This window comes from Pseudomonas trutticola BRTCR10, assembly GCF_056155105.1.
This window is the reverse complement of the sequence record NZ_CM149552.1, coordinates 5585093-5610302: the sequence shown is the minus strand read 5'-3', so window position 1 is coordinate 5610302 and position 25210 is coordinate 5585093. Positions and strand designations below refer to the sequence as shown.

Below are 25210 nucleotides of genomic sequence, written 5' to 3'. Positions count from 1 at the left end.
CAGGTTTTTAGTGCAGCTTCAGGCGCGGTTCAGTACCACGACCAATCTTGCTGCCCAGCATCAGCATCGCCGTGCGGAACGGCCCGTACAACGCCATCTGGTGCATGCGATACAGCGACACGTAAAACATCCGCGCCAGCCAGCCCTCAAGCATCACGCTGCCAGTCAGGTTGCCCATCAAGTTACCTACAGCCGAAAAACGCGACAGCGAAATCAGCGAGCCGTAGTCGGTGTACTTGTACTCCGGCAGGGTCTTGCCTTCGATGCGCAGCTTCAGCGATTTGGCCAGCAACGAAGCCTGCTGGTGCGCCGCTTGCGCCCGTGGCGGTACGTTGCGGTCGGTTCCCGGTTGCGGGCAGGCTGCGCAGTCACCGAAAGCGAAGATGTTCTCGTCGCGGGTGGTTTGCAGTGTCGGTAGCACTTGCAGCTGGTTGATGCGATTGGTTTCCAGGCCGTCGATGTCCTTGAGGAAACCCGGTGCGCGAATACCGGCTGCCCAGACCTTCAGGCTGGCCTTGATCTCGTTGCCGTCGGCGGTGATCAGGCTGTCGGCCGTCACTTCGCTGACCGAAGCATTGGTCATCACATTGACCCCGAGTTTCTCCAGGGTCTTGTGTACCGGCCCGCTGATGCGCTCCGGCAGGGCAGGAAGCACACGTGGCCCGGCTTCGATCAGGGTGATGTGCATGTTTTCCGGTTTGATCCGGTCCAGGCCATAAGCCGCCAGTTCATGGGCGGCGTTGTGCAGTTCTGCCGCCAGTTCGACACCGGTGGCGCCGGCGCCGACGATGGCCACGCTGATCTGCTCGACCACATCGGTCTGCCCGGCGTGCGCCCGCAGATAGTGGTTGAGCAGTTGCTGGTGGAAACGCTCGGCCTGTTTGCGCGTGTCGAGGAACAGGCAGTGCTGCGCCGCGCCCTGAGTACCGAAATCGTTGGTGGTGCTGCCGACGCTGATCACCAGCGAGTCGTACTGCACTTCACGCGCCGGGACGAGTTCAACGCCGTTTTCGTCGTAGGTGGCGGCCAGCTGGATTTTCTTCTGTGCACGATCGAGCCCGCTCATGCGCCCCAGCTGGAACTCAAAGTGGTTCCATTTCGCCTGGGCAACATAGTTGAGTTCGTCTTCGGAGGAGTTCAGCGATCCGGCGGCCACTTCGTGCAACAGCGGTTTCCAGATGTGCGTCAGGTTCGCGTCGACCAGCATCACACTGGCCGTGCCACGTTTGCCCAGAGTCTTACCCAGACGGGTAGCCAACTCCAGACCGCCGGCGCCGCCGCCGACAATAACAATACGATGGGACATGGGGATAACTCGCAAGGTTTTTAAAGGAAATCGGTGCAGTCAACCGAGCGAGCGCGAGGCAGCTCATAGCGTCAGGTAACTGATAAGTCGGCTCAACAGGCCCAGACCAATGGTCACTGCCAGCACCAGCACCAGGAGCATCCACGGCCGGAAAGGCCGGCGCTCGACACGGTGTTGGGACAGTTGCAGGTACTCTTCGACATGCTTTTGGTCTTCGGGGTTCAGGCGGCTGGTCATATTGGCCTCGTCAAGTAGACGTTGCTGAATGTGCAGAAGCTACAGCGGTTTTCAACCGGGGTTGAACGCAGCATAGCCGCTGTCTGGAACAGGCTCGACGGACACGCCATCATCGAGGCGAATGATCCCGCTTTGTAACACTCGCGCAGTAATTCCGCCATGCCCGCGCACTGCTTGAAAAGTGCCGGGGCCGAGGTTGTTTTGCAGGCGTGCGCAGGGCTGACACCAGCCGGTGGTTTCGAATATTGCCTGACCGATGCGAAAGCGCCGACCCTTGAGGCTAAACAGATTGATACCGCTGATAACCAGATTGCGCCGCAGATCTTCAGGCTTCACTGGTTGATCGGCCGGGCGCCCCATCAATGCGCTGATCACCGCCAGATGTTCCCACTGAATCAGCGTCACCTGCCGCGCGTTGCGCACACCGGGGCGCGCATGATCACCGGTCAGCCCAGCCTCCAGTCGGGCTTCTACGGCATCGAGTTCGATCATCGGCCCCCGGGATTCAGGACGCACACCAATCCAGCGCACCGTGCCGGTTTGCGGAACATCGGCGATCAACTGCTGAAGTGGCGTCACAGGCTGATCCCGACATCAAAAACAATGCTGCGGCCCAGGTTGCTGCGCAGGAAATCCGGTGCATCCGGGTGGGCGAAGAGCACGCGGGCGAAAGTCGGGCCGACGAGTGACAGCGAACGCCAGCCCTGACGCAAATATTCGGTGGGCGGCGGGAAATGACTGTTCAGGTCGAGCACCTCACGTTTGAGGCTGGCGAAGGCAATGATGTCCAGTTCGCCCAGATCCATCCCGCGCTCCTTGTAGTTGTGCGCTTTTTTGCGCAGCGTCGGCGCCAGCCTCATCAGAAATTCGTTGGCCGGGATCCGTCGCGGCTTGGCTTCACGGCGCACCAGTTGGCTGAGGGAGAAGGCACTACGGCGACGCTGCAATTCATCGCGCCATTCGTCGTTGAGGCGTCGGCCTTCATCAAGGACGAAGAACACCTCGAAATTGGCATCACGAAACAGCACATCCGGCGGCTCGCCGGCGGGCGCGAATTCGTCGGCGCGGTAGGGAATGTTCAGGCCTTGCAGCAGGCGCTGACAGACCCAACGCTCACGCTCCCATTTGCGGGCATTGGACAGGAACGCGTTGGCCTGCTCGGCCGCGATGGTCAGCAGGCGTAAATAATCTGAGTCATCCATAGGCCCAAGCTTAGCGTTCAAATGCGACAAGCAGAAAGCCTTGCGTGGCAAAGTGCGTCAGTGGGCAATCCGAAGAGGCGGTATAGACTGGTGGAAAGCGTCCATTGATACCAAATCGAGGAGATTGAACGTGAATTCACGCTGGCTACTGTTGTTTGCTTTAGTTCCGCTGTTTGCCCATGCACTCGATACCGGCGAACGACTCGCACCCTGGACATTGCTGGATCAGTACGATAAGGCCTACACACTCGATAACGGCGCCACAACGCTGTTGGTGGCGCGGGACATGGATGCCGCCAAACTGATCAGGGAAGCCTTGAAAGATCAGCCCAAGGGCTATCTGGAGGCGCGCCACGCGGTATTCGTTGCAGATATCCAGCGCATGCCGGCGCTGATCGCCAGGATGTTTGCCGTGCCCGCCATGCGTGACTACAACTATCGGGTCATGCTCGACCGAGAGGGCCGGGTCGCATCGCGCTATCCCGGCGTAGAAGGCCAGGTGTTGTGGCTGCAACTGAAGGACGGCCGACTGCTCGAACAACATCAGTACGCCAACGCGATCCAACTGCGCGAGGCTTTGGAGAAGGCGCGGCCATGATCGGTGCCGAGGTGCTGTCGACTGCAAGCCTGGTGCTGGGCTGGCTGATTTATGTGCCAGTGCTGCTCTGGGCGATCTTTCGCGCACCGTGGGTCGAGTTGTTCAGTGACAGCCGCCGTCAGCATTTACTGTTCGGCACGGTGTTCGCGTTGTTTCTGTTGTGGCTGGTGCGCAGGGATTTTGACACCGGTGTGTCGTATCACTTCATCGGCATGACTGCCGTGACGCTGCTGCTCGACTGGCCGCTGGCGATTGTCGGCGGAGTGGTGGCGCAAGTTGGTTTGTTGCTGCTTGGGCGTCAGGATCTCGCGGCGCTCGGGGTCAATGGCGCATTGTTCATCCTGCTGCCGGTGCTGATCACCGAGTGCGTGGCGATTCTCGTCGAGCGCGCTCAGCCCCGTAATCCGTTCGTGTACATCTTCTGTTCAGGATTCTTCGCTGCGGCGCTTTCAGCCCTGTTGTGCTTGATCCTGAGCCTGACACTGTTGTGGTACGACGGTCTTTTTGCCATGCCGGAGTGGCTGGAAGATTTCATCGGGTATCTGTGGTTGCTGCTGTTTCCCGAAGCGTTCATCAACGGCATGGTGATCAGCGCACTAGTGGTGTTCTGCCCGGAATGGCTGGAGACCTTCAACCGCACGCGCTACCTTTCGGCGCCGTGGAAGGACGACGATCCGAAGTCTTGATCCACATCAAACCCGCCACGCGCCGGAAATTTCATGCTCGCGCAAATCCCTTCAGGAGCAGCGGCATGAGTGTTTACGAGTGGGCTAGGCAGGAAACCCGGCAGAGTCTCGAGATGGCGCAGGAGGTGGGGTTCGATCCCGGCTTGAGCTTGCGCGCCTTGCTCAGTGCGGTGGTGCAACAGAGCAAGGCGGTGCGTAATGCCGAGGACTTGGCCGACGAGTTGCGCTTTCTCGCGGAAAACCTCGACGATGATCAGGACTACGGCTTCATGCGCCCCTGATCGGAATCAGTGACGCGGGTCGAAATCGCCGGAAAACATTTCATCTTCGGCGTCCGGTGCGACCGGGATCTTGTGCTCTTCGGACGCCCAGGCGCCGAGGTCGATCAGTTTGCAGCGATCGGAGCAGAACGGGCGGAATTTGTTCTCGGGGGTGAATTCCACGGGTGCGCCGCAGGTCGGGCATTCAACGGTTGGGATCGGGCTCATGATTGGCCTCCACTTAAAGTCAGGTAAAAGTCATGCAGGCGCTCAACCTCGCTGTGCAGCCAGGCGAGGTCGCGGTCGTTGACCACCACGTCGTCGGCACGGCTCACACGGTCTTTACGGCTCGACTGGGCCGCGAGGATCGCCTGAACCTGCTGTTCGCTGGTCTGGTCACGCTGCAAGGTGCGTTCGATCTGCAGTTGTTGCGGGGCGTCGATCACCAGGATGCGCTGGGTCATTGCGTATTGCCCGGACTCGATCAATAGCGGCGAAACCAGAATCGCGTAGGGCGATTTTGCCTGTGCCAGATGATCAGCGATTTCCTCGGCGATCAGCGGATGCAGCAGGGCTTCGAGCCAGCGGCGTTCCTCCGGGACCTCAAAGATCAGCTTGCGCAGGGCGGCGCGATCCAGCGTGCCGTCAGCCTGCAATACGCCAGCACCAAAGTGCTCGGCAATCTTCGCCAAGGCTGGGCGCCCCGGCTCGACCACCCAGCGCGCCGCGTGATCGGCGTCGACCACATGGATGCCAAGGTCGATGAAGTGCTGGGCCGCAGCGCTTTTGCCGCTGCCGATGCCGCCGGTCAGGCCGAGAATCCAGGGTTTTTCCACAGGGGTATTCATTGCAAACCGACAAACTGCCAATAGAAGTCGGTTATTTGACCACCCCAGAGCAAGGCAATCCAGCCGGCAATTGCCAGAAAGGGGCCAAAGGGGATCGGCGCCGAGGTTTTCTGCTCACGCACACGCAGCAGAATCACCCCGATGATCGCCCCCACCAACGATGACAGCAGGATCGTCAGCGGCAGAATCTGCCAACCTCCCCAAGCGCCAAGCAGCGCCAGCAGCTTGAAATCACCGTGACCGATGCCGTCCTTGCCGGTCAGCAGCTTGAACAGCCAGAACACCGACCACAGCGCCAGATACCCGGCCACCGCACCCCACAATGCCTCGTGTAACGACACGAACATGCCGAAACTGTTGACGATCAGCCCCAGCCACAACAACGGCAGCACCAGCACATCGGGCAGCAGTTGATGCTCGGTGTCGATCAGGCTCATCGCCAGCAAGCCCCAGGTGAGAAAGATCAACAGACAGGCCGGCCAGCCAAATCCGAAATGCCAGGCGATGAATGCCGAGAGCAGTCCACAGGCCAGTTCGGTCAGTGGATAGCGTTTGCTGATGGGCGTGGCGCAGGCCGAGCAGCGTCCACGCAGCCACAGATAACTGAGTAGCGGAATGTTCTCCCAGGCACGGATTCGATGTGCGCAATGCGGGCACTCGGAGTGGGGCAGCATCAGGTTGTAGGTGGGCAACGGTGTTTCGCTGGGCAGACCGAGGACGTCCTGGGCCTGCTGGCGCCAATCGCGCTCGAGCATTTTCGGCAGGCGCCAGATCAGTACATTGAGAAAACTGCCGACCACCAGGCCGAGCAGTAACGCCGTGCAGACAAAAGCCAACGGATAGAGGGCAAACAGTTCGTCGATAGGCATGTCAGATCGCTGAGCCGAGTTGGAAAATCGGCAGGTACATGGCGACTACCAGACCGCCGACGATCACCCCCAGGACCACCATGATGAACGGCTCCATGAGGCTGGTTAGGTTGTCGACCATGTTATCCACTTCGTCCTCGTAAAACCCGGCGACCTTGTCGAGCATCTCGTCAAGCGCGCCAGACTCTTCGCCGATCGCGGTCATCTGCACGGCCATATTGGGAAAGACGCCGGTGGTGCGCATCGAAAAATTCAACTGCATACCGGTGGAAACATCCTGGCGAATACGCAACACCGCGCGCTTGAACACCACGTTGCCGGTGGCGCCGGCCACCGAGTCGAGGGCCTCCACCAACGGTACGCCGGCTGCAAAAGTCGTCGACAGGGTGCGGGCGAATCGGGCGACGGCCGACTTGTACATCAGTGTGCCCACCAGCGGCAGTTTCAGCAGCCAGGTGTCTTTGCGGTCGCGCAAGGCCTGAGACTTTTTCAGGGCGTGGCGGGTGCCGAAAATGGCCGCCGCCAATACACCGAGAATCGCCCACCACCATTGCTGCATGAATTCCGAGAGGCTGATGACCATCAGGGTGAACGCCGGCAGCTCGGCACCGAAGCCGGAAAACACCGACTGGAACTGTGGCACCACTTTCACCAGCAGAATCCCGGTCACCACCGCCGCGACCAGCACCACAGCGGTTGGGTAGGTCATGGCTTTCTTGATCTTGGCCTTGAGCGCTTCGCTTTTTTCCTTATAGGTCGCGACCCGCTCGAGCAACGTATCGAGGGCACCGGACTGTTCGCCGGCATCCACCAGGTTGCAGTACAACTCGTCGAAATACTGCGGCTTCTTGCGCAACGCGTTGGCGAAACTGTTGCCAGCGGCGACTTCCTGTTTCACCTCGTCGACCACTTTGCGCATCGCCGGGTTTTCGAAACCTTCGCCGATGATGTCGAATGACTGCAACAACGGTACGCCAGCCTTCATCATGGTCGCCATCTGCCGCGTGAACAGGGCGATGTCCTGCGCCTTGATGCGTTTACCAAAGCTCAGTATCGAGGCGGATTTCTTGCGCACCTTGCCCGGATTGATCCCCTGTTTGCGCAACTGCGCCTTGATCAGCGCCGGGTTGAGCCCACTCAGCTCACCAGTCATTTTGCTGCCTTTCTTGTCCGTGCCTTCCCAGGCATAAACACTGATTTTCGCTGCCTTGACCGCCATGTTCAGTCCTTGGTGACCCGGTTGATTTCTTCCAGGCTGGTGATGCCTTGCATCGCCTTGTGCAGGCCGGAAGTGCGCAGGTCATCGAAACCGTCGCGACGCATCTGGATATCGATTTCCAGCGAGTTGCCTTCGGCCATGATCAGTCGCTGCAGTTCGGGTGTGTTCTTCACCACTTCATAAATCCCCACGCGCCCCTTGTAGCCGCCGTTGCAGTGATCGCATCCGACCGGTTCGTAGATCGTGAAACTGCCGATGCGTTCCTCGGGGAAACCTTCCTTGATCAGGGTTTCGCGGGGAATCTCGATGGCTTTCTTGCAGTGGCTGCACAGCTTGCGCGCCAGTCGCTGGGCGATGATCAGGCTGACCGAGGTGGCGATATTGAAGCCGGGGATACCCATGTTGTGCAGGCGGGTCAGGGTTTCCGCCGCGCTGTTGGTATGCAGGGTCGAAAGCACAAGGTGGCCGGTTTGCGCGGCTTTAATGGCGATCTCGGCGGTTTCCAGATCACGGATCTCGCCGACCATGATCACGTCCGGGTCCTGACGCAGAAATGAACGCAGGGCCTGAGCGAAATCCAGCCCCTGTTTGGGATTGACGTTGACCTGGTTGATGCCTTCCATATTTATCTCCACAGGGTCTTCGGCGGTGGAGATGTTGATGTCGACGGTATTGAGAATGTTAAGCCCGGTGTACAGCGACACGGTCTTGCCTGAGCCGGTGGGGCCGGTGACCAGAATCATGCCTTGTGGCTGTTTGAGTGCGGCCATGTACAGGTCTTTCTGCGCCGGCTCGTAGCCGAGCGCATCAATGCCGATCTGCGCACTGGACGGGTCGAGGATCCGGATTACCACTTTTTCGCCCCACAGGGTCGGCAGGGTGTTGACCCGGAAGTCGATCGACTTGCTCTTCGACAGGCGCATCTTGATCCGCCCGTCCTGGGGTTTGCGTCGTTCCGAGATATCGAGGCTGGCCATGACTTTCAACCGTGCGGCGATTCTCCCGGCCAGTTGAATCGGCGGCTTGGCCACTTCGCGCAGAATGCCGTCGGTGCGTACGCGCACCCGGTAGTTCTTTTCGTAGGGTTCGAAGTGCAGGTCGGAGGAGCCGCTTTTGATCGCATCCAGCAGCATCTTGTGAACGAAGCGCACCACCGGCGCATCGTCGGCGTCGAGTCCGCCGATGGCGTCCTGCTTGCTGTCGTCGATGGATTCGACATCAACGCCATCGAGATCGACGTCGGCCATGTCTTCGAGGCCGCTGGCGTGGGTGTCGAAGAACTTTTCGATGGCATCGGTGAGCTTGTCGTCCTCCACCAGAATGGCTTCGGTGCTCAGCCCGGTGCTGAACTGGATGTCATTGATCGCCTGATGATTGCTCGGGTCGGAAATGCCCACGAACAGTTTGTTGCCGCGTCGCCACAAGGGCAGGGCGTGGTGCTGGCGCACCAGTTTTTCACTGACCAGGCCTTTGGGCTGGGTTTCCTTGTCCAGGCAATTAAGGTCCATGAAAGCCATGCCGAAGTGCTCCGAAGCGATCTCGGCCACCTGCCAGCTCTTCACCAGTTTGTTCTGCACCAGATAACTGACCAGCGACAGGCGATTGCGCTGGGCCTGTTGCCAGGCTTGCTGGGCGCTTTTTTCCGTAAGCAGTTCGGCCTGCACCAATTGCTTGGCCAGACCGCTCAGAGCGATGTCATTCATGGGGATTCCGCACGCTTGCAGTTCATGACTTATAGCCTAGTCAAGTGACAGCGCCAAACACCCTCGGTGCAGGTGACAAAAAGTGTCAGATAGTGCGGTTGCAGGTTGTAGGAAATGGCGGCGTCCCGAGGACGCGCTCAGTCTTCCGGGCGTTGACCGGTTTGGCATGGGCTATGCTGAGCTCATCTCAGATCATGAGATTTCGACTCATGCATGGAGCGTGTCTATGAAAAAACAACAAGGTTTTACTCTGATCGAACTGCTGATCGTGGTGGCGATCATCGGGATTCTGGCGACCATCGCCTTGCCGCAGTACACCAAGTACCAGGCACGGTCGAAGGTGACGGCGGGGCTGGCGGAAATCAGCGCGCTGAAAGTGCCGTTCGAGGACACCATCAATCAAGGGACCGACCCGACGCTGACGCTGGTAACCGGTAGTGCAACTTATGTGACGACCAACTGCGGTACGGTGACTGCTTCGGGTACTGCGTCTTCGGGGGCAGGCACCATCGTTTGCACATTGGCCAATGCGCCCGCTCCCGTGTTGGGCAAAACCATCACGCTGACCCGCTCTGGCGGTGCGACGGGTAACACGGCCGGCGTCTGGAGCTGTGCATCGACGGTAAACGCCGACTACGCGCCTAAAGGTTGCCCTGGCAGTGGTACCTGATCATTCGGGTTAGTGTCGTCAAATGCCCCGCTTTGCGGGGCATTTTTCATTGCGTAGCACTTCACAAAAGCTTCAATAATTTCAGCGCTTTAGGAACTTTCCAAAAAACCGCAACTTGCATGTGAATTTTGCACATGTCATGCAATTTGCATGAATCCGGAAATTTGCGTTATTTGTAAGATATTGATTTGTAACGATTTTATATGTTTTGAAAAGTTGGCACAGCGTTCGCAATATCTCCAGTAACCCTGCTGACAAGACATCCAGCAGACTTTCCAGAAAAACAGGAGTTACTCGTATGAAGAAGTTCGCTATCACTGCCGCTGCTGCTACCGCGCTGACCCTGACCATGGCTTCCGGTGCATTTGCACAATCCACCCAGGCTACCCAGGCTCCTATGACCCTGGCCGCCGGCGAAGTCACCAAGGCTAAAGAAGCTACTTCCGATACCTGGATCACTACCAAAGTGAAAAGCGACCTGGTCACCGAAAAAGGCATCCCAGGCACCGACATCAAAGTAGAAACCAACAAAGGCGTCGTTTCCCTGTCGTCGACTGTTGCTGTAACTGACGCTCAGAAAGCCACCGCTGTAGCGATCACCAAGAAAATCAAAGGCGTCAAAGCGGTCTCCGCTGACGGCCTGAAAGCCGAGTAAGGCATGACTTCTCGCCTGGACCGGGAGAAGGCGCGACAGACGGGCCGAGCAATACGTCTGCCGCAACTTTAGAGTTCATGCGAACGGTCACACGGATGTGACCATTACAGGCCCCGGCACTTGTGTCGGGGCCTGTTTTATTTGGCACGCAAAAACAATGTGGGAGCGAGCCTGCTCGCGAAGTGCTCTGTCAGCCGACGAAGATGTCGACTGACGCAACGCATTCGCGAGCAGGCTCGCTCCCATATGGGTTTGGGTGTCGGGTCAGTTACCGCGCTTGCTGGTGATCTCGCGCAGGCGGTTGCCCTCAAAACGCAGGTATTGATACATGCCGTTGTTCGGGCCGTAGGTCCATTCCTCGACCTGAAACTCTTCTCGACGATTGGCGCTTCTCTTGTAGCCCAGTGCATCGCGGCTGACCGGTTCACCGCACTTCTGCAGTACCTCGCTGGCGCGGTCGCCAAGGCTGACCAATTGACTGCCGCAGCGCAGGGTATCGGACGCTGAGGCCTGCCCGGCAACGAGCGTCAGCGCCATCGCGGCGAGCCACTTACCCTTCATCATTCGGCATCCAGGTGCATTTGCGTCACCACCCGACCATCGCTTTCGGCTTCGCCAAGATTGGCATCGATGAAGTACACGCGATCGTCAGCCAGTTGGCCCTTGTCTACCAGATAATCCTTGATGCTGCTGGCGCGGTCCTGGCCCAACTGCCGCAGCAACACATCGCTCGAACTCCAGAACTGGATCACACCTGCGCGCATTTTCGCCGTGCGTTCTTCCTTGCCCAAGTCCTTCCATTCGGCCGGTGGCTGGGTTTTCAGACGCGTGCGGTAGATGCCTTCCAGCAGTGGACCCTTTTCGCTGTCTGGTACCTGCAGCAAGGAGGCCTGGGCGGGAACCTTGTCGCCGCGACGCTGGAGCATCTTGTAGTAGTTGTACTGGTATTCACGTTCCAGACGCTGTTCGGCGAGCAAAGGGCCGTCGCTGCTTTTTGCGGCAGTGCCTTCGATTTCCAGGCGCAGGGCCGGACGTTCCTTGAGGGCTTGCGACAGTTTCACCAGTGCGGCCTCGGCATCCTTGTTCAATTCGCTGGAACCCGGTGCGAACGATACGGTGCCGAGGTCTTCGGAACCGCCACCGCTGACCAGCCCGCCAATCAGCTTGAACGGCGCCGCCGCGGCTTTGACGATCAGGTTGCGCAGGGTTTGCCAGACAATCGGCATCACGCTGAATTGCGGGTTGTTCAGGTCGCCGGTTACCGGCAGTTCGATGGAGATCTTGCCATCGACGTCCTTGAGCAAGGCAATCGCCAGTTTCAGCGGCAGGCTCACGGCATCCGGGCTGTCGACCTTTTCACCGAGTTGCAGTTGTTCGACCACCACTTTGTTCTCGGCTTTCAACTGGCCCTTGGTGATCAGGTAATGCAGGTCGAGGTTGAGCCGGCCCTTGCGGATGCGGTAACCGGCGAACTTGCCGGAGTAGGGCGTCAGCGTGGTCAACTCGACCCGTTTGAAACTGGTGGTGATATCGAGGCTGGCCATCGGGTCGAATGGATTGACCGCGCCCTTGATGGTCACTGGCGCATAGCGATCAACCTTGCCCTTGATATCGACAGTGGCGGGTTTCACCTGTCGACTGTCGATGGTGCCAATCTGGCCGTTGAGTTGCTGCACGGCGGTGGCGAAGTTCGGCGTCAGGCTGAAGTCGGCGAAGTTGGCCGAACCATCGTTTATGGCAATGCCGCCGATGTGGATGCCTAGCGGTCTGTCTTTGCTGGCCGGTTTGGCCGCGGCGGTTTTTGTGCCGCTGTCAGCTGGTTGCGGAATCAGCAGGTCGTCGATATTGGTGGTGCGATCATCGTTGATCATGAAGCGCACATACGGCTGGAACAGGTTGACCTTGTCGATCGACAGGCTATCACCGTGCTGATAATTCAGGCCTTCCACGACCACTTGCTGCCACTTGAGGAAGTCGCGGGTCTTCAGGGTGTCGAGAGTATGCAGTTGATCGACCTGAGCGCGGCCGGTCACGCTGAGCGCCAGTGGATTGGTGCTCTTGAGATTGACCTTGAGATCACTGCCGAGCATGCCGCTGCGCAGTTCCAGGCGAATGAACGGATTGATGTAGGACTGCGCGACACGCAGGTCGATGTCCTGGGTTTTCACGTTGAGCTGGGCGGTGACGGGGGCGAGATTGACCACGCCGTCGGCCATGACCTTGCCTTGCTTGCCCAGTCCGGTGTCGAGCTTGACCTTGAAAGGCGAGCCGTTGAGGCTGTCGAAATCCTGCAGGTCGGCGTTCAGCGGGCCGACATCCAGCGCTACCGGTGGATTGGCCGAGCGGTCGGCCACATGCACGGTGTAGTCGCGCAGTTGCACATCTTTAAGCAGCACTTGCCACGGCTTGCTCGGCGCGGTCGGTTCAGCTTTCGGCGAGTCGGCGGCGGCCGGTGTGCTTGCCGGCTCGGCGGCGGCTTTGGCGGCGGGTTTCGACGGTTGGCTGGCGAAGAGTTTCTGCCAGTCCAGTTGACCATCGGCTTCCAGAGCGGCCCAGGTTTCCAGTTTGTGGCTGCGAATCTTGCCGACCACCACTTGCTGTTTGGCCAGATCGACCGTGGTTTCACTGATATCGAGGCGTTCGAGCTTCGCCAGTGGGCGTCCGTCCGGTGCCTTGATCGCAAACGGCGCGATGCTCACCGCGACATTGTTCAGCAGCAGTTCGGTTTCTTTCGACAGATTGAGTTTGTACTCGGTACTGAGGCTGACCACGCCGTTCTCCAGCACCAGCGGCACGGCGTCGCGCACATAAGGCCAGAAGGACTTCATCTGCCCGTCGGTGATTTTCAGGGTGCCTTCGGAAGAGAGAGGGATCAGGCTGAAGTTGCCTTTCCAGTCGATCTGCCCGCCGGCCGGGCCAGCGGCGACCAACGTCATGTCGGCGCTGTCTTCGGGCAGGGTGCTGAGGTTTTTCAGTTCGAAGTCGAGTTTGTCGTAAAGGAATTCGATCGGTTCGCTGGGCCGCTCATCCTGAAAGTGCAGAGCGCCGCCAGCCAGTTTGATGCGGTCGATACGCAGCGGGAACGGTTTGGCGTCAGGGGCGGCCGGGGTCGGTTCGCTGGCCGGCAGCTTGAACAGACCCAGCAGGTTGAGCTGGCCGTTTTTGGCAAAGAGAATTTCGGTCTTGGATTTTTCCAGCTCGATATCGGACAGGTGCAGCGCTTTTGTCCACAGGCTGTCGAGTTGCAGGTTGGCGTACAGGCGTTCGAAACCGATCTGTTCCTTGCCCGGCTCGCCGATGACCAGGCCCCATAAGGTGACTTCAAGGCTGAACGGATTGAGTTCGATGCGCTGCAAATGCGCAGGCACCGTGGCGTAATTGGCCAGTTGCTGGTTGGCGATGCGCAGGGCGATGCCCGGCAAAATCAGAAACCCCAGCAGGCTGTAGAGGGCCAGAGCAGTCAACAGGGCGCCAATCGCGCGAATCAATCCTTTGGGCATGTGCGGCTTCATCTGTCTGAATCGGAGTGCCTTGGAGTATGGCACGCGATTCTGGTTCCGAAGTACCTGGCGTGGCACAGGATTGTTCAGATTCTTCTCCGATAGTGCAAAACACTGTGGGAGCTGGCTTGCCAGCGATGTGGGCATTTCATTCGACAGGGATGTCGTCTGATCCACCGCAATCGCTGGCAAGCCAGCTCCCACAGGTTGTGCGCCGTTGCCAGCTTTTGGTCAGAGCTGGAGGATGAGGGTTTTCAGTGGCGGTTGTTGATCCATGGATGGGAAATCCGCGCCCGGGGTCATCACGCTCCATTCGCGCACCGGGCGCCCGGCCTTCTCCGCGCAGCGCAGCACCTGCTCACGCCAGTCATCCATGCTGACTTTTGCCAAGTTGTTGCAGCAGATCAGCACGCCGTTGTCAGCGGTGGTCAACAAGGCCGGTTTCAGCAGGCTCTGATAATCGCGCAGCAGATCTACGGTGCCGAACGCACTCTTGGCCCAGGCCGGCGGATCGAGCAACACCAGATCATATTGCCGCTGTTCGAGGCGTAGATAGCTCGGCAGTTTCTGCCCGCGTCGCTGACTGATCGGCAGGCCGGCAAGCTGGCGGATTGCCGGGAAGTAGTCGGACTGGATGAATTGCATCTCCGGCAGTTGCGGATTGAGCTGACCGTTTTCGCGACCGACCGCCAGATTGCCTTCGGCAAAATCCAGGTTACACACCTCGCGTGCGCCACCGGCCGCCGCACTGAGGCCAACGCCACAGGTGTAGGCAAACAGGTTGAGGACGGATTTGCCCTTGGCGTGCTCCTTGACCCAGCCGCGGGTGTTGCGCAGGTCAAGGAACAGCAGCGGATCCTGCCCGGCATGGCGCCCGCGTACGCGGTAGTTGAGGCCCCATTCGTGACCGACCAGATCGGCCAGCGCCGCGTCGTCGGCGCGGTAGACGGTGTCTTCACGGTCAATACGCGAGTTGCCACGGGAACGATCGTTGTAGACCAGCAGGGTTTCGAAACCCAGAGTCTGGTTGACGATGGCATGCAATTGCAGCAGATCGTCACGCTCCAGCGTCTGGTGAAAGCTTTGCACCAGCAGTTGCGGACCATAGCGGTCGATGGTCAGACCACCAGCGCCTTCCTGACTGCCGTGGAACAGTCGATAGCAGTCGGTGCCCTGGCTGTGCAGTTCGGCAAGCAAGTCCTGGCGTTGATCGAGGGCGGCGCGCAGCGCCTGATTCAAGGAAGACATGCGGGCGCCTTGCTGGTGAGAATTGGGGCGCGGGAGTTTAGCAGCTTGGCGGGCAATCGAGTGGCTACCATCGCGAGCAGGCTCACTCCTGCAAGGGATATATGTTGCATACGAATCTCCTGTAGGAGTGAGCCTGCTCGCGATGCTTTCAGGTGATCAAGCCCATTCGGCGTTTGGCCCGCTGCACCGAACCATTGCGCATCGCCCAACGCAGCATCGGCGCGCTGCGTTTGACGCTGGCGCGGATCAGTTGGCGTTGCAGCGAACTCTGGCGGACCTCGAGCATGTCGCTGGCCCAGTCCGGCAGCAGATCAATGCCAGCCTTCATCATCAAATCGCCAAACGGTCGCGCCAGAACGCTCGGTGCCGGCGCGTCGAGCAACAAGCGCAGGACTTCCCGGCTGCGTTCATCGCACAGCAACTGCGGGCGCATGCGTTGCAGATAATCCGCCACGGCTAGCCGAGACTTCGGCACATCGCGTGCGCCCAGACGCTCGGCGACCACGGCGATTTCCGCGTAGTACCGATCCTGGTCCGCCCCTGACAACTGCGGATTGCGATAACGCAAATGCGCGGCAAGGAAGTTGCTGACTTCCGCCACATGCACCCACGTCAGCAGATCCGGATCGCTGGCCGCGTAGGGCCGACCGTCGGGCGCGGTGCCGACCACTTGCAGGTGAATAGTGCGAACCTTCTCGATCAGCCAGTCGGCGTCGCGGCGCGAGCCGAACGTGGTGCCGGAAACAAACTGGCTGGTACGGCGCAGGCGCCCGAGCATGTCCTGACGAAAATTCGAATGGTCCCAGACCCCGGCCAGCGCCAGCGGATGCAGGGCTTGCAGCAACAACGCGCTGATGCCACCGATCAGCATGCTGCTGAAATCGCCGTGCACCTGCCAACTGATCGAGTCAGGGCCGAACAGGCCGGGATCGCCCTTGGGGTTTTCCAGGTCGAGCTGACCGAGGGACAGACCGGTCAGGCTCATGAGCTGGTTTTCGATACGGCTGCGGATAAATTCCATGGCACTCATTAATGAGGGGCGGGCGCGGCTGTTTGGCCGCACCCGGATGTTACTGATTGAGGCGCGTGTCGATCAGGCCCTGCACCACGTTCGGATCGGCCAGGGTCGAGGTATCGCCAAGGCTGTCGAGCTCATTGCAGGCAATCTTGCGCAAGATGCGGCGCATGATCTTGCCTGAACGGGTTTTCGGCAAGGCCGGGGCCCACTGGATCAGGTCCGGTTTGGCGAAGCTGCCGATTTCCTTGCTGACGTGGGCGAGCAATTCTTTCTTCAATTCGTCATTCGGTTCGGCACCGTTCATTGGTGTGACAAAGGCGTAGATGCCCTGGCCTTTGACGTCGTGTGGATAACCGACCACGGCGGCTTCGGCGATGCTGTCGTGCAGCACCAGCGCGCTTTCCACCTCGGCCGTGCCGATGCGATGCCCGGAAACGTTGATCACGTCGTCGATACGCCCGGTGATCCAGTAATCGCCGTCCTCATCGCGCCGCGCGCCATCACCGGTGAAGTAGTAGCCGGGATAAGGTTTGAAATAGGTGTCGACCATTCGTTGCGGGTCGCCGTACACACTGCGAATCTGTGCCGGCCAGCTGGATTTGATCGCTAGCACGCCGCTGCCGGCACCTTTGATTTCCTTGCCGTGTTCATCAAGCAGCACAGGCTGCACGCCAAACATCGGTTGGGTGGCGCAACCCGGTTTGATCCTTTGTGCGCTGACCAGCGGGCTGAGCATGATGCCGCCGGTCTCGGTCTGCCACCAAGTATCGACGATGGGGCAGCGCTGTTCGCCGACCACGTTGAAATACCATTCCCACGCTTCCGGGTTGATCGGCTCACCGACGCTGCCGAGTAATCTGAGGCTGGCGCGCGACGTTTCCTTCAACGGTTCGGCACCTTCGCGCATCAGCGCGCGCAAGGCGGTGGGGGCGGTGTAGAAAATGTTGACCTTGTGTTTGTCGATCACCTGCCAGAATCGCGAGCTGCTCGGATAGCTCGGCACGCCTTCGAACATCAATGTGGTCGCGCCATTGGCCAGCGGGCCATAGACGATGTAGCTGTGGCCGGTGACCCAGCCGACATCGGCGGTACACCAGAACACTTCGCCGTCGCGGTAATCGAGCACGTATTTGAAGGTCATCGCTGCTTGCAGCAGGTAGCCGCCGGTGGTGTGCAAAACCCCTTTGGGTTTGCCGGTGCTGCCGGAGGTGTAGAGGATGAACAGCGGGTCTTCGGCGTCCATCGGCTCTGGTGGGCAATCATCGCTGACATCGCGCACGGCCTGGTGATACCAGAGGTCGCGGCCTTCGACCCAGTCGACTTTGCCTTGACTGCGCTCGACCACCACCACGGTGCTGACGTCCGGGCAACTTTGCAGGGCTTTGTCGACATTGCTTTTCAGCGGTACGAACTTGCCGCCGCGCACGCCTTCGTCGGCGGTGATCACGGTGCGGCAGTCGGCATCGAGGATGCGGTCACGCAGTGAATCCGGGGAGAAACCACCGAACACCACCGAATGGATCGCGCCGATCCGCGCGCAGGCGAGCATGGCGTAAGCGGCCTCGGGGATCATCGGCATGTAGATGCACACCCGGTCGCCTTTCTTCACGCCACGGCTTTTCAGCACGTTGGCCAGTCGGCAGACGTGATGGTGGAGTTTTCGGTAGGTGATTTGCGCCGATTCGGCCGGGTCATCGCCCTCCCAGAGCAGGGCGGTCTGATCGCCGCGTTGTTCGAGGTGGCGGTCGATGCAGTTGTAACTGACGTTGAGCTGGCCGCCGGCAAACCAGACCGCTTCACCGGTTTTCAGGTCGTAGCGCTGGACGGTCTGCCATGGCGTGCTCCAGTCGAGGAAGCGCGTGGCCTGTTCGGCCCAGAAAGTGCTGGGGTGTTCAATGGATTCGCGGTACAGGCGTCGGTAGTCGTCCTGACTCAACTGAGCAGCCCGGCGGACGGCATCGGCTTTGGGGAACGTGCTGATATCGAACATGACGGTTCCTTATTCTTGTTGTGCGAAGAATAAAGATGCGCCGAGCGGTCGACAGGTTCAAGCCGGATTCGGAATCCGATGACTGAAGCTGATTTCGAATGCACCCCAAAACAACTGTAGGAGTGAGCCTGCTCGCGATAGCAGTGTGTCATTCAACATCAATGCTGACTGATACACCGCGATCGCGAGCAGGCTCACTCCTACAAGGGATTTTGATTGCCCACAGGATTTGGGTTGGGCCAAATCCTGTGGGCAGAGACATCCAATTACCCGCGGTGACGGCCGCGGAAGTAGTTGATCAGGCCTTGGGTGGACGGATCATCAGCAGTGGTTTCATCGCTGCCGACCAGACGGTTGTAAACGCCTTTGCCCAGCTCTTTGCCCAACTCCACGCCCCATTGGTCGAAGGCATTGATGCCCCAGACCACGCTTTGCACGAACACTTTGTGTTCATACATGGCCACCAGCGCGCCAAGACGGCGTGGGCTGATGCGCTCAACCACAAGGGTGTTGCTCGGACGGTTGCCCGGGATCACCTTGTGCGGTGCGAGTTTGTGCACCTGCTCTTCGCTCATGCCTTTGTCGCGCAGTTCCTGCTCGGCTTCCGGCAGGGTCTTGCCGAGCATCAGCGCCTGACTCTGCGACAGGCAGTTGGCGTACAACCACTGATGGTGGTCGGACACCGGGTTGAAGCTGACGATCGGCACAATGAAGTCGGCCGGGATCAGTTGGGTGCCTTGGTGCAGCAACTGGTGGTAAGCGTGCTGACCATTGCAGCCGACACCGCCCCAGATCACCGGACCGGTATCGGTCGACACCGAGGTGCCGTCCTGACGCACGCTCTTGCCGTTGGATTCCATATCCAACTGCTGCAAGTGTTTGGTGATGTTGCGCAGGTAGTGGTCGTACGGCAGGATCGCGTGGCTTTGCGCACCCCAGAAATTGCCGTACCAGACACCGAGCAGCGCCAGCAGCACTGGCATGTTCTGTTCGAACGGCGCGGTCTGGAAATGCTGGTCCATGGTGTAGGCACCGGACAGCAGTTCCTTGAAGTTGGACATGCCGATGGCCAGAGCAATTGGCAGACCGATGGCCGACCACAGCGAGTAACGGCCGCCTACCCAGTCCCACATCGGGAAGATGTTTTCTTCGCGGATACCGAAGGCGATGGCTGCCGCATTGTTGCTCGACACGGCGATGAAGTGACGATACAGCTCGGCTTCCGAGCCGCCCTGAGCCAGGTACCAGGCGCGTGCGGCTTGAGCGTTCTTCAGGGTTTCGAGGGTATTGAACGACTTCGACGAAACGATGAACAGCGTGGTTTCGGCGCGCAGTTTTTGCGTCAGCTCGTGGAACTCGCTGCCGTCGATGTTCGCCAGATAGTGGCAACGCACGCCTTTCTGCGCGTACGACAGCAGTGCTTCTGACACCAGCTCAGGGCCGAGGAACGAGCCACCGATGCCGATGTTGACCACGTCAGTGATCGGCTTCTCGGTGTAACCACGCCACAGACCGTCGTGGATGCGGCCGACCAGATCGGTGATCTGGTTCAACACTTTATGCACTTCCGGCATCACGTTGACGCCGTTGACCGACAGCTTGTCGCCGACCGGGCGGCGCAGGGCGGTGTGCAGCGCCGGGCGACCTTCGGAGGCGTTGACGATTTCGCCGTCGAACAGCGCTTTGATCGCGCCTTTCAAATCGACTTCGTTAGCCAGACCCACCAGCAGATTGCGGGTCTCGGCGTTGATCAAATTCTTCGAATAATCGAGAAACAGCCCGCAGCTGCTGAGGGTGAACTGATTGAAGCGCTGCGGATCGGCGTTGAAGGCTTCGCGCATGCTGAAATCCTGCATGGCTTGGCGGTGATCTTTCAACGCTTGCCAGGCAGGCAGAGCGGTAACGTCGTGAGGAGTGCGGTAGTACGCCATCGCTGCGGTTTTCCTTTTTACTTGAACGGCCTTTTGAACACGGTACAGACCAGCACGCCATGATTGGGCATGGGTCAACTGTGTCGCCTCGGTTTCTGGACACAGGGCGAATACAGTAAACCTCGCGCTGCGTTCTGTCTTGACTTTGTCTGACCCGTTCCCTGTACTTTTTTAACATTGATACCGGGAACGGGCCGACCAACGGAAGGTGAGCTGGATGCTCAGCGGCTCAGGCGACCTGAACCGGGATGGCGTTGCTGGTATGGCTCAGCTCATTGCCAGGTGCCATGTAGAGCATGCGCGGCTTGAAATTCAGCAGTTCCGCTTCGCTGTAATGGGCGTAAGCGCAAATGATCACCCGGTCGCCGACCTTGGCCTTGTGCGCGGCGGCACCATTGACCGAGATCATGCGTGAACCTTCTTCGCCACGGATGGCGTAAGTGGTGAAGCGCTCGCCATTGTCGACGTTATAAATCTGGATCTGCTCGTACTCACGGATGCCGGACAGGTCCAGCCACTCCCCATCAATGGCGCACGAACCTTCGTAATCGAGCACGGCGTGAGTGACTTCGGCGCGGTGCAGTTTGGCCTTGAGCATGATGGCGTGCATGAGGGTTTCCCGGGTTGGAATCGAACGGCGGGCAGTGTGCCCGAAGGCTTTGAGGGCGGCAATATGGTCTACATGCGCACATAAAACCAATGTGGGAGGGGGCTTGCTCCCGAATGCGGTGTGTCATTCAACAACAATGTTGAATGACACACCGCATTCNGGCTTGCTCCCGAATGCGGTGTGTCATTCAACAACAATGTTGAATGACACACCGCATTCGGGAGCAAGCCCCCTCCCACAAGGGTATTGCGGTGTTGTTTAAGCCGGGGTATCGAGATTCAGGTGCAGGTTATCGATCAACCGCGTGGTGCCCAGGAACGCTGCCACCAGAATCACCAGATCACGATCTTCAGCCACCGCCGGCCGCAAGGTCAGCGCATGGCGAATTTCCAGATAGTCCGGACGCAGGCCCGCGGCTTCCAGCGCTTGCAACTGTGCACTGATCAACGCCGGGAAATCGCGTTCACCGTGTTTGATCGACTCGGCAATCGCGTTCAGGCTGCGGTAAACCACAGGCGCCACGGCACGTTGTTCTTCGCTGAGGAAGCCGTTACGCGACGACAGCGCGAGGCCATCGGCGGCACGCACGGTCGGCTCGCCGATGATCTGGATCGGCATATTCAGGTCATGCACCAGAGCGCGGATCACGGCCAGTTGCTGGAAGTCCTTCTGGCCGAAAATCGCCAGATCCGGCTGAACCATGTTGAACAGTTTGCTGACCACCGTCGCAACACCTTCAAAGTGTCCCGGACGACTGGCGCCGCACAGACCTTCGGAGAGTTGCGGCACGCTGACCCGGGTCTGCCCGGTCATGCCGTCGGGATACATCTCTTCAACTGTCGGCGCGAACAACAGGTCGCAACCGGCTTCCAGCAGTTTTTCCTGATCCGCTGCAAGGGTGCGCGGGTATTTGTCGAGGTCTTCGCCGGCACCGAATTGCAGCGGGTTGACGAAAATGCTCGCCACCACGAAGTCCACGCGTTGCGAGGCTTTGGTGATCAGCGCGACATGGCCGCTGTGCAGGTTGCCCATGGTCGGCACGAAGCCGATGCGCTTGCCTTCGCTACGGGCGCGGGCTACGGCGGCGCGCAGTTCGCGTACGGTTTTGACGGTGTTCATGCAGAGAATCCGTGTTCGATGCCTGGGAACGTGGTGGCTTTGACTTCGCTGACGTATGCCTTCAGCGCGGACTGGATGCTGTCCTGGCCATTCATGAAGTTCTTCACGAACTTCGGCACGCGGCCGGTGATCGACAGGCCGAGCATGTCGTGCAGTACCAGGACTTGACCGTCGGTGGCGTTGCCGGCGCCGATACCGATGACCGGGATTTTCACGGCCTGACTGATTTCAGCGGCCAGTTCACTCGGCACGCATTCGAGCAGCAGCATTGCCGCGCCAGCCTGCTCCAGCGAAATCGCGTCAGCACGCATCTGCCGCGCCTGGTTTTCGTTGCGGCCCTGCACTTTATAGCCACCTAGAATGTTCACTGCTTGCGGGGTCAGGCCCATGTGCGCGCAGACCGGGATACCGCGTTCGGCGAGCAGACGGATCGACTCGGCCAGCCACAACGCGCCTTCAACCTTGATCATGTGCGCGCCGGCCTGCATCAGCATGGCGCTGTTGGTCATGGTTTGTTCAAGGGTGGCATTGGCCATGAACGGCAGATCGGCGAGGATCAGGGCGTCGCTGTTGCCACGTTTGACGCAGGCGACGTGGTAGGCCGTTTCTGCGGTGGTCACCGGCAAAGTACTGTCGTGACCTTGCAGGACCATGCCGAGGGAGTCGCCCACCAGCAGCACTTCGACACCGGCCTCGTTGCAGGCGTGGGCGAAGGTCGCGTCATAGCAGGTCAGCATGGTGATCTTTTCACCTTTCTGCTTGAGGCTCTGGAGCGTGGTCAGGGTGATGGCTGGCATGTAAAAAATCCTCGTTCAGGCGCTTTGGAAACTACTGCGAGTAACGCGCGTGATTCGTCATCTATTCAGGCGCACGCTCTTTTGTCGTGCTTATAAGGCCTGGATTGCGCCCGTATGTGCCGGGTTGGCGGCAGCGGGACGCCTATAGTCGTGATGAGCCAACAGGAAGTCAATTGCGTGTGTTACCGCAATGTTACGCAGGGAGTGTTACCGGCGTTACTGATGCGATTCAGCGGCGCGGCGGGCCTGATTCAAGGCTTTTTGTCCGACAAAATCCTGGATATGGAACACCGCTTTTGTGGGAAGGGGGTTTATCCCCGAAGGGCTGCGAAGCGGCCCCAAAATGGTAGTGCGCATTAATCAGTCAGACCGCATTTGCCGGTTTTGCGACTGCTACGCAGCCGATCGGAGATAAATCCCCTCGCCACAAAATCCTGCACCCAAGGGAAATGGGTGTCAGGCGTGGGGCAGGCGTTCGAGGCCGACGAACGGGCAGGCTGCCAGCAGATCGGTGAGGGTCCGGCCATCGGCAAGACGCAGATCTTGCGGCGCCAGTTCGGCAAGGGGATAGAGCACGAAGGCGCGTTCCTGAATCTGATAGTGCGGGACTTTCAGTCGCGGCTCATCGATCAATCGATCACCGAACAGCAGAATGTCCAGATCCAGTGTGCGCGGGCCCCAGCGCTCCAGGCGCTCGCGGCCTTGATCATTCTCGATGGCTTGCAAGGCATCGAGCAGATCCAGCGGCGCAAGATCGCTGTCGAGCGCTGCAACGGCGTTGGTATAACGCGGCTGGCCCTGCAGCAACGAGTCGCTTTGATAAAAGGCGGAAACGCCGGCGAGGGTGGTCTGCGGCAATTGCTCCAGCGCGTCGAGCGCGCTGCGCAATTGTTCGGCCGGGTCAGCGAGGTTGCTGCCCATGCCGATGTAGATGCGTTCCATGCCTTACTCGCCCGTAGCGCTCGGTGCACCGGCGCGTTTGCGCTTGGAACCGCTGCTGCGTCGACGCTTGCGTGGCGCGCCACTGGCATCATCACCTTTGCCGCTGAGGTCGCGGATCATGTCGCGGCGTTCGCTGTCGTTGCCGTCCTGATAATCCGTCCACCATTCGCCCAGACCATCGGTCTGCTCGCCGGCGCTTTCACGCAACAGCAGGAAGTCGTAACCGGCGCGGAAACGCGGATTGTCCAGCAACAGGTCGGCGCGTTTGCCGCTGCGGCGTGGCAGGCGTTCCTGCATGTCCCAGATTTCGCGGATCGGCATGGTGAAGCGTTTTGGAATCGCGATGCGCTGGCACTGTTCGGCGATCAGTTCGTGCGCTGCTTCCTGCATGGCCGGAATCGGCGGCATGCCACGTTCTTGCAGACGCAACACCCGGGCCGGCAGGGCAGGCCACAGCAAGGCGGCAAACAGGAACGCCGGGGTCACCGGTTTGTTCTGCTTGATGCGCAGGTCGGTGTTGGTCAGCGCTTCGCTGATCAGCGTGTGGGTGTACTCCGGGTTGTGTTCCAGTGCGTCGGCACTGGCCGGGAACAACGGGGCGAACAGTTGCAGATCGACCAGCATCTCGAAAGTGATTGCGCCGTGTCCGGAGAGGAACAGTTTCAGCACTTCTTCGAACAGGCGTGCTGACGGGATCTCGCGCAGCATCGGCGCCAGTTCGCGAATTGGCTGCACGGTGTGTTTTTCGATGCCGAAGTTGAGCTTGGCAGCGAAACGCACGGCCCGCAGCATGCGTACCGGGTCTTCCTGATAGCGTTGCTTGGGATCGCCGATCAGGCGGATCAAATGATTGCGGATGTCGTGCACGCCGTTGGCGTAGTCGAGAATGCGCTCGCTGACCGGATCGTAATACAAGGCGTTGATGGTGAAGTCGCGGCGTTGCGCGTCTTCTTCCAGGGTGCCGTAAACGTTGTCGCGCAGAATCCGCCCGCTCTCGTTACGCGAAGACTGGTTGCTGTCTTCGTCGTCTTCGTTGACTGGGTGATTGGCGCGGAAGGTCGCGACTTCGATGATTTCGCGACCGAAATGGATGTGCACCAGTTTGAAGCGGCGACCGATGATCCGCGCATTGCGGAATTCGGCACGGACCTGCTCGGGGGTGGCGCTGGTGGCGACGTCGAAATCTTTGGGCGTGATGCCCAGGAGCATGTCACGCACGCAACCGCCGACCAGATAAGCCTGGTAACCGGCACCTTGCAGGCGTTCGACGATATTCACCGCGTAGCGGCTGAATTGCGTTTTCTGCAGCGAATGTTGGCCGCTGTTGAGCACTTCAGGGGTGCTGCGGATGTGTTGCGTACGACGCACGGGAGTTCGGAATGACTGGAACAGCTTCTTCAGCATGGGATGCACTGTTTGAAGGAATGTTCGGCCATACCAAAGAATGACCGCATGATGGGCGCAGATTCTAGCATTTAGTCGGGGGATGGTGTAGGACACGGCCGATTTGAGCTGCAAGCCGCAGGCTACAGGCATCGCGCGCGATAAAAATGGGGGATTTTGCTGCGGAGGAGAAACTACAAGGGGAGCCGAAGCTCCCCAAGAAGTAGTTGCGTGCTCTTTTTATTATTGATTCGGGCTTCTTGTTTTTGTTGAGTGCCCTCGTCATGAGGCTTTCGCTTCATGACCCTCCCAATCGGGAGCCAAGAGCAAACGGATTGCTTTGGTCGCTGAATTGCAGTGATCTCTCGATCCAACCAGTACAGGCTCTGTCTTAGGACAGTTTTTGTTGTTCTCGGCCT

At 59.4% G+C, this 25210-nt stretch carries 25 protein-coding genes; 5 read left to right on the top strand and 20 right to left on the bottom strand.

Going from position 1 to position 25210, the window contains the following annotated elements; genetic code table 11:
- Positions 1-7 precede the first annotated feature (7 nt).
- The 4 genes from ACVVH8_RS25455 to ACVVH8_RS25440 all read right to left on the bottom strand — a co-directional run bounded on the left by ACVVH8_RS25455 (position 8) and on the right by ACVVH8_RS25440 (position 2745).
- Positions 8-1306 (bottom strand): NAD(P)/FAD-dependent oxidoreductase, encoded by a 1299-nt coding sequence (locus ACVVH8_RS25455; RefSeq protein ID WP_016986237.1) that lies wholly within the window; start codon positions 1304-1306, stop codon positions 8-10.
- 63 nt (positions 1307-1369) lie between these two features.
- Positions 1370-1543: a DUF3094 family protein gene (locus ACVVH8_RS25450; RefSeq protein ID WP_003228304.1), complete on the bottom strand. Its 174-nt coding sequence runs from the start codon at positions 1541-1543 to the stop codon at positions 1370-1372.
- Between the two features lie 51 nt (positions 1544-1594).
- Complete coding sequence (locus tag ACVVH8_RS25445; protein WP_103306528.1) at positions 1595-2122, bottom strand: MOSC domain-containing protein; 528 nt, start codon at positions 2120-2122, stop codon at positions 1595-1597.
- On the bottom strand, positions 2119-2745 hold the full coding sequence (locus ACVVH8_RS25440) for a DUF1780 domain-containing protein (RefSeq protein ID WP_103306529.1): 627 nt from the start codon (positions 2743-2745) through the stop codon (positions 2119-2121). The genes ACVVH8_RS25445 and ACVVH8_RS25440 overlap by 4 nt, the downstream gene beginning before the upstream one ends.
- 130 nt (positions 2746-2875) lie before the next feature.
- On the opposite strand from ACVVH8_RS25440, the gene ACVVH8_RS25435 reads away from it, so the two are divergent.
- The 3 genes from ACVVH8_RS25435 to ACVVH8_RS25425 all read left to right on the top strand — a co-directional run bounded on the left by ACVVH8_RS25435 (position 2876) and on the right by ACVVH8_RS25425 (position 4310).
- Positions 2876-3343 (top strand): FAD/FMN-containing dehydrogenase, encoded by a 468-nt coding sequence (locus ACVVH8_RS25435; protein WP_475226968.1) that lies wholly within the window; start codon positions 2876-2878, stop codon positions 3341-3343.
- Positions 3340-4029, top strand: a complete 690-nt coding sequence (locus ACVVH8_RS25430; RefSeq protein WP_103306531.1) for an energy-coupling factor ABC transporter permease — start codon at positions 3340-3342, stop codon at positions 4027-4029. Before ACVVH8_RS25435 ends, ACVVH8_RS25430 begins: the two co-directional genes overlap by 4 nt.
- A gap of 65 nt (positions 4030-4094) precedes the next feature.
- On the top strand, positions 4095-4310 hold the full coding sequence (locus ACVVH8_RS25425) for a hypothetical protein (RefSeq protein WP_007959584.1): 216 nt from the start codon (positions 4095-4097) through the stop codon (positions 4308-4310).
- 6 nt (positions 4311-4316) lie between these two features.
- Here ACVVH8_RS25425 and yacG read toward each other — a convergent pair whose 3' ends face one another.
- The 5 genes from yacG to pilB are packed head-to-tail and all read right to left on the bottom strand — an operon-like array spanning position 4317 to position 8928.
- Positions 4317-4517 carry a DNA gyrase inhibitor YacG gene (gene yacG / locus ACVVH8_RS25420; protein WP_213026619.1) on the bottom strand — a complete coding sequence of 67 codons (201 nt, stop codon included), beginning with the start codon at positions 4515-4517 and terminating at the stop codon, positions 4317-4319.
- Positions 4514-5137, bottom strand: coding sequence for a dephospho-CoA kinase (coaE, locus tag ACVVH8_RS25415; RefSeq protein WP_475226965.1), 624 nt, complete (start codon positions 5135-5137; stop codon positions 4514-4516). Before coaE ends, yacG begins: the two co-directional genes overlap by 4 nt.
- On the bottom strand, positions 5134-6006 hold the full coding sequence (locus tag ACVVH8_RS25410) for a prepilin peptidase (protein WP_103306534.1): 873 nt from the start codon (positions 6004-6006) through the stop codon (positions 5134-5136). The genes coaE and ACVVH8_RS25410 overlap by 4 nt, the downstream gene beginning before the upstream one ends.
- Before the next feature lies 1 nt (position 6007).
- Positions 6008-7225, bottom strand: a complete 1218-nt coding sequence (locus tag ACVVH8_RS25405; RefSeq protein WP_103306535.1) for a type II secretion system F family protein — start codon at positions 7223-7225, stop codon at positions 6008-6010.
- 2 nt (positions 7226-7227) lie between these two features.
- Complete coding sequence (gene pilB, locus ACVVH8_RS25400) at positions 7228-8928, bottom strand: type IV-A pilus assembly ATPase PilB (RefSeq protein WP_315446326.1); 1701 nt, start codon at positions 8926-8928, stop codon at positions 7228-7230.
- Between the two features lie 226 nt (positions 8929-9154).
- On the opposite strand from pilB, the gene ACVVH8_RS25395 reads away from it, so the two are divergent.
- Positions 9155-9598, top strand: coding sequence for a pilin (locus ACVVH8_RS25395; RefSeq protein ID WP_103306537.1), 444 nt, complete (start codon positions 9155-9157; stop codon positions 9596-9598).
- Between the two features lie 298 nt (positions 9599-9896).
- Positions 9897-10253: a BON domain-containing protein gene (locus ACVVH8_RS25390; RefSeq protein WP_103306538.1), complete on the top strand. Its 357-nt coding sequence runs from the start codon at positions 9897-9899 to the stop codon at positions 10251-10253.
- A 264-nt stretch (positions 10254-10517) separates the two neighbouring features.
- On the opposite strand, the gene ACVVH8_RS25385 is transcribed toward ACVVH8_RS25390, so the two are convergent.
- The 11 genes from ACVVH8_RS25385 to ACVVH8_RS25335 form a co-directional block, all read right to left on the bottom strand.
- The gene (locus ACVVH8_RS25385) at positions 10518-10814 is read right to left on the bottom strand and encodes a DUF2845 domain-containing protein (RefSeq protein ID WP_103306539.1); all 297 of its coding nucleotides are present in this window, start codon (positions 10812-10814) and stop codon (positions 10518-10520) included.
- A complete protein-coding gene (locus tag ACVVH8_RS25380; RefSeq protein ID WP_475226962.1) occupies positions 10814-13765 on the bottom strand; it encodes a DUF748 domain-containing protein in 2952 nt (983 codons plus the stop codon). The genes ACVVH8_RS25385 and ACVVH8_RS25380 overlap by 1 nt, the downstream gene beginning before the upstream one ends.
- A gap of 219 nt (positions 13766-13984) precedes the next feature.
- Complete coding sequence (locus ACVVH8_RS25375) at positions 13985-15001, bottom strand: class I SAM-dependent rRNA methyltransferase (RefSeq protein ID WP_103306541.1); 1017 nt, start codon at positions 14999-15001, stop codon at positions 13985-13987.
- A 148-nt stretch (positions 15002-15149) separates the two neighbouring features.
- Entirely contained in the window at positions 15150-16022 is an 873-nt protein-coding gene (locus ACVVH8_RS25370) for an oxygenase MpaB family protein (RefSeq protein ID WP_213026612.1), read from the bottom strand.
- Between the two features lie 49 nt (positions 16023-16071).
- Positions 16072-18009, bottom strand: a complete 1938-nt coding sequence (gene acs / locus ACVVH8_RS25365) for an acetate--CoA ligase (RefSeq protein WP_475226960.1) — start codon at positions 18007-18009, stop codon at positions 16072-16074.
- A 266-nt stretch (positions 18010-18275) separates the two neighbouring features.
- Complete coding sequence (gene pgi, locus ACVVH8_RS25360) at positions 18276-19940, bottom strand: glucose-6-phosphate isomerase (RefSeq protein ID WP_103306545.1); 1665 nt, start codon at positions 19938-19940, stop codon at positions 18276-18278.
- A 229-nt stretch (positions 19941-20169) separates the two neighbouring features.
- Positions 20170-20550: an aspartate 1-decarboxylase gene (panD, locus tag ACVVH8_RS25355; RefSeq protein ID WP_003228271.1), complete on the bottom strand. Its 381-nt coding sequence runs from the start codon at positions 20548-20550 to the stop codon at positions 20170-20172.
- A 258-nt stretch (positions 20551-20808) separates the two neighbouring features.
- Positions 20809-21669 carry a pantoate--beta-alanine ligase gene (gene panC / locus ACVVH8_RS25350; RefSeq protein ID WP_475226957.1) on the bottom strand — a complete coding sequence of 287 codons (861 nt, stop codon included), beginning with the start codon at positions 21667-21669 and terminating at the stop codon, positions 20809-20811.
- A complete protein-coding gene (gene panB / locus ACVVH8_RS25345; RefSeq protein WP_103306547.1) occupies positions 21666-22466 on the bottom strand; it encodes a 3-methyl-2-oxobutanoate hydroxymethyltransferase in 801 nt (266 codons plus the stop codon). The genes panC and panB overlap by 4 nt, the downstream gene beginning before the upstream one ends.
- A gap of 456 nt (positions 22467-22922) precedes the next feature.
- Entirely contained in the window at positions 22923-23408 is a 486-nt protein-coding gene (gene folK, locus ACVVH8_RS25340) for a 2-amino-4-hydroxy-6-hydroxymethyldihydropteridine diphosphokinase (protein ID WP_475226955.1), read from the bottom strand.
- A 3-nt stretch (positions 23409-23411) separates the two neighbouring features.
- Complete coding sequence (locus tag ACVVH8_RS25335; protein WP_103306550.1) at positions 23412-24812, bottom strand: polynucleotide adenylyltransferase PcnB; 1401 nt, start codon at positions 24810-24812, stop codon at positions 23412-23414.
- Between the last annotated feature and the right edge of the window lie 398 nt (positions 24813-25210).